Consider the following 4,108-nt stretch of genomic DNA (forward strand, 5'->3'; position numbering starts at 1 on the left):
CCCAAAGCCATTAAGTGCAAAAACTAAATCGATGGATTTCAGAGCTGGTGGGCATTGGATCTATGCAATGGTTGAGCCTGATGGTAAAGAACACTGGGGCCGCACTGATTACCTGATAATCGAGCCTATAGACCGATATACCGCATTGGATTCATTTTGCGATGAAAATGGTGAGATCAATCCCGACCTGCCACAGGCAAACTGGGATGTAAACTTTAAAGATCTGGGCTCAAATGCTATGGTTGAAACTATTGTAACTTACAAGTCCTTAAATGATTTGGAAACAGTATTACAATTGGGCATGCAGGAAGGATTGGCTTCTGCTATGGAAAGACTGGACGAATTATTTCTAACAATAACCTAATAAAACATGAAACAGAAAATTATTTTTGGGCTAAGTCTTCTTACCGGACTTATGCTGATAAACGCGGGTCTGAACAAATTCCTGAACTATATTCCAGTCCCTGAGGATTTACCCGAAAACATGAAAAGAATTAACGATGCATTCATGGAAATTGGCTGGCTCCTGCCGCTGATCGGCGCTGCAGAAATACTTGGAGGTATTCTATTTATCATCCCAAAAACCAAAGCATTAGGGGCTTTGATAATTTTCCCGGTGATGGTTGGAATTTTACTGACACATATTATCATTATGCCATCGGGTTTAGTCATGGCTGCCGTATTAATGACAATCAATCTCTGGGTAATTTATGAAAACAGGGAAAAGTATTTGCCTATGATCCGGTAAAATAAAAACAGAGGATTTATAAAAAACAATTTAACAACAGTATTTTTATAAAAATCTGTATTTAAAATCATGAATAAATTAATGTGGATTGCTTTAGCATTCCTATCAGGAGCATTTTTGCCGATTCAGGCAGGATTAAATGCAAAACTGGGAAAAGCGGCTGAAAGTCCGGTTTATGCCTCAATGCTGTCCTTTGCCGTTGGCACTCTGGGACTAATAACTTATATTTTAATAACGAAGCAATCCATATCATGGGCAGGTGTCAGAGAGGCTCCTGCCCATATTTGGCTTGGAGGTTTGCTCGGTGCATTTTACGTCACAGTAATCATATTAGCCTTCCCAAAATTAGGCCCGGGATTAACATTCGGACTGGTAGTAGCCGGCCAAATGATTATTTCGATCATACTGGAACATTTCAATATACTTGTTGCTCAGCAAAATTCTATCAGTTTAATGAAACTTCTCGGAGTTTTGCTGGTAGTCGCAGGAGTCATAATTATCAGAAAATTTTAATAAAGCCTGCAGTTGAATTGCTGTAATGCCTGACTAAAACAAATCCTTTTAATACCTTCGTCCAACTATTTTAGTAAAAAATATGAATTCAAAGTCGGCCGCAGGTTCAGGCTCATTATCCTTTAAAGAATTTTTTGAGTTGTGCTATTGGAAAACAGTTAAGCTGTTTTCTAAAAATCTTACTAAGAATTCTCACTACAAATATTTTTATACTGATAATTTTTCTATCCCTGAAGAATTTTATAAAGACAAGACTATTCTGGATATTGGTTGTGGTCCGAGAGGTTCATTAGAATGGGCAGATATCGCAAAAGAGAGGATAGGCATGGATCCTCTTGCTGATCAATATCTCAAAATGGGTGCAAAGGAGCATAAAATGAGTTATGTAAAAGCCTATGTTGAGAATATCCCCTTTCCGGACAATTATTTCGATATAATTTGTTCATTCAATTCTCTGGATCATGTTGAGAATATGGAACATGCCTGTAAAGAAATCAACAGAACCTTAAAAAATGATGGTTTATTTTTACTTCTTGTAGATATCCACACCATGCCAACCTTAACCGAACCGCAAACTATGAACTGGAATTTTGTAAGGGAATACTTTCCGGAATTTGAAGTTTTGGAAGAAAAGCATCTCGAGCGAACTGAGACCTATAAAATCTACAGCAATGTCAGGAATGGCAAACCAGCGAAAGAGGGTGCTGTGACCGGGGTTTTGACTGCAAAACTGAAAAAGAATTCACAGCCGGGAACCAACGAATCATAAAAAGCTTACCCTCTCTTTCATCCATTGGATCCCAGGCAAAATATATTTGTTGTTTAGGCTAAATATTCTCAATCCATTAACTAAATCATTTCTGATAAGGGAAAAAGCGGACGTTGAAACATGCAGGAAAAAAAGTCTTTAAGGAATTCCAACATTATATACAAAGATTTAAAATCTGCTAAAGAATTGGTCTATGATAAATGCGGGTATGAACTGAAGAATCTGAAAATTCATTTAGAAGGAAGTGGTTACAGTGCTTGTTCCTATGAACTGGAAGGAAAAATAATCGAATATCGCACATCCAAAATCACACCGCTAAAAACAGGACAGTTTGTGACAATCTGGAGAAGAAATAATAAAGGGATAACCCAGCCATTCGATAGTTCTGACAAGATGGATTTCATCATTATTTCATCTGTAAAAGATGATGATCTTGGTCTGTTTATTTTTCCGAAATCTGTCCTCTTGAGTAAGGGAATAATCTCACAAAAGGGTGAGGGAGGAAAAAGGGGTATCAGGGTCTATCCCCCATGGGACATGGTTTCAACTAAACAGGCAGAAAACACTCAAAGCTGGCAGGAAAAATATTTCGTGTGGATTAAAGACAATGAACAAAATTATCTTAATCTGATAAAGACCTTATTAAAATAGCCTGAGTTCGATATAAGGAAGGTAAAGAATACGATTATAATGGGTCAGATTAGGCTCTTGAACCATAATGATTTGATTTTGGAAACCAACAGCTGTGTGTTATAGACTGCTTCAGCCCTTTCCTTCGGAGTATTTCCGGCTAGAAATTGCGTTCTGGTTCAAATTATGGATAGCCGGAAGATACCTCCTCCGGCAAGGTTTATTTTACCCGGGGCTGTTTTTCATCGGACCGGAGTGTCCGGAACTGTTTATTGTGATATTAAATTCCTAAATTGACTCCTGGAAAACGACCGAAATTAAAAAGCAGAAATGAGAAATTTAAACCCTAAAACATTCAAGCTAATTTTATTTCTTACAATTATTGTGACCCTCGTATTTTCCGGATTATCTGCTCCAAAACTTATAATTAAACAGAGCTATAATTCTTCTTCTTTCAATACAATTAACCCCGTCCAAAACAAATGGAATGGCTTTGAAATCATTGAATTTAAATTTAATGGAGTTGATGCAAAAATTGTTTTTCCTAAAAAGCCCAATTCCACAAAGAATTGGATCTGGCGTACCCAGTTTTGGGCCCATGAACCTCAAACTGATATCGCCTTATTAAACCAGGGCTTCCATGTAGTTTATGTGGATGTCGTAGATTTATACGGAAATACAGTAGCCCTCAACAGACTTAGTGATTTTTATAATTTCCTGATTAAAAACTTCGGTTTAAATAAAAAAACTGTGCTCGAAGGCATGAGCAGAGGTGGATTGGATGCCTTTAACTGGGCTTCAGAAAATACAGATAAAGTATTTTGCATTTATGTTGATGCACCGGTTTGTGATATTAAAAGCTGGCCGGGCGGATTGGGGAAAGGACAGGGATCAAAAAACGACTGGGAGAAGTGTCTGAAAGCTTACGATCTGACAGAATTGTCTGTAAAGGACTTTAAAGGAATTCCACTAAATAATTGTCTGAAGCTGGCAAAGGCTAAAATTCCGATCATAAGTGTTTGCGGGGATGCAGATACGGTTGTACCCTTTGAAGAAAACAGTCTCAAACTGGCCGAAATTTATCGTGCTGCAGGTGGAAAGATTGAACTGATCGTTAAGAAAGGTATTGGGCATCATCCACACAGTCTCCAGGACCCGAAACCCATTGTTGATTTCATTTTAAAGCATACAAAGAATCGATAAAACTATCGGATTTTATTCCTGTTAATATTGTAATAAAACAGAAATCATTTTATCTAATTTCTGAGCTGGTCTTTAGAATAGGAGCTTAAAATTTCACACTCGATAAACAATGAAACAAACCATACTCGGAGCAAATGGCACAATAGGCAAATTACTCGCTAAAGAACTCCTGAATTACACTCAAAATATCCGATTGGTAAGCCGGAATCCTGAAAAGATTAATGAATCTGATGAATTATTTCCGG

At 37.4% G+C, this 4,108-nt stretch carries 6 protein-coding genes; all 6 read left to right on the plus strand.

Features of this window, described 5'->3' with window-relative positions:
- A partial coding sequence (locus tag VGE44_RS12760) for an SRPBCC domain-containing protein (RefSeq protein WP_331079642.1) occupies positions 1–364 on the plus strand: 364 nt, incomplete at its 5' end.
- Positions 365–370: 6 nt separating this feature from the next.
- Positions 371–748 carry a DoxX family membrane protein gene (locus VGE44_RS12765; RefSeq protein WP_331079644.1) on the plus strand — a complete coding sequence of 126 codons (378 nt, stop codon included), beginning with the start codon at positions 371–373 and terminating at the stop codon, positions 746–748.
- Positions 749–817: 69 nt separating this feature from the next.
- On the plus strand, positions 818–1,261 hold the full coding sequence (locus VGE44_RS12770) for a DMT family transporter (RefSeq protein ID WP_331079646.1): 444 nt from the start codon (positions 818–820) through the stop codon (positions 1,259–1,261).
- 82 nt (positions 1,262–1,343) lie between these two features.
- Complete coding sequence (locus VGE44_RS12775) at positions 1,344–2,030, plus strand: class I SAM-dependent methyltransferase (RefSeq protein WP_331079648.1); 687 nt, start codon at positions 1,344–1,346, stop codon at positions 2,028–2,030.
- Positions 2,031–2,150: 120 nt separating this feature from the next.
- The gene (locus VGE44_RS12780) at positions 2,151–2,681 is read left to right on the plus strand and encodes a MepB family protein (RefSeq protein ID WP_331079650.1); all 531 of its coding nucleotides are present in this window, start codon (positions 2,151–2,153) and stop codon (positions 2,679–2,681) included.
- 309 nt (positions 2,682–2,990) lie between these two features.
- Entirely contained in the window at positions 2,991–3,863 is an 873-nt protein-coding gene (locus VGE44_RS12785; protein WP_331079652.1) for an alpha/beta hydrolase, read from the plus strand.
- Positions 3,864–4,108: the final 245 nt, after the last annotated feature.

Source organism: Daejeonella sp., assembly GCF_036405355.1.
Lineage (GTDB): Bacteria > Bacteroidota > Bacteroidia > Sphingobacteriales > Sphingobacteriaceae > Daejeonella.

Bases quoted from the DNA above. Each gene is read 5' to 3' on its own strand.
- VGE44_RS12770 (WP_331079646.1), top strand. From the start codon at position 818: ATGAATAAATTAATGTGGATTGCTTTAGCATTCCTATCAGGAGCATTT.
- VGE44_RS12780 (WP_331079650.1), top strand. From the start codon at position 2,151: ATGCAGGAAAAAAAGTCTTTAAGGAATTCCAACATTATATACAAAGAT.
- VGE44_RS12785 (WP_331079652.1), top strand. From the start codon at position 2,991: ATGAGAAATTTAAACCCTAAAACATTCAAGCTAATTTTATTTCTTACA.
- VGE44_RS12765 (WP_331079644.1), top strand. From the start codon at position 371: ATGAAACAGAAAATTATTTTTGGGCTAAGTCTTCTTACCGGACTTATG.
- VGE44_RS12775 (WP_331079648.1), top strand. From the start codon at position 1,344: ATGAATTCAAAGTCGGCCGCAGGTTCAGGCTCATTATCCTTTAAAGAA.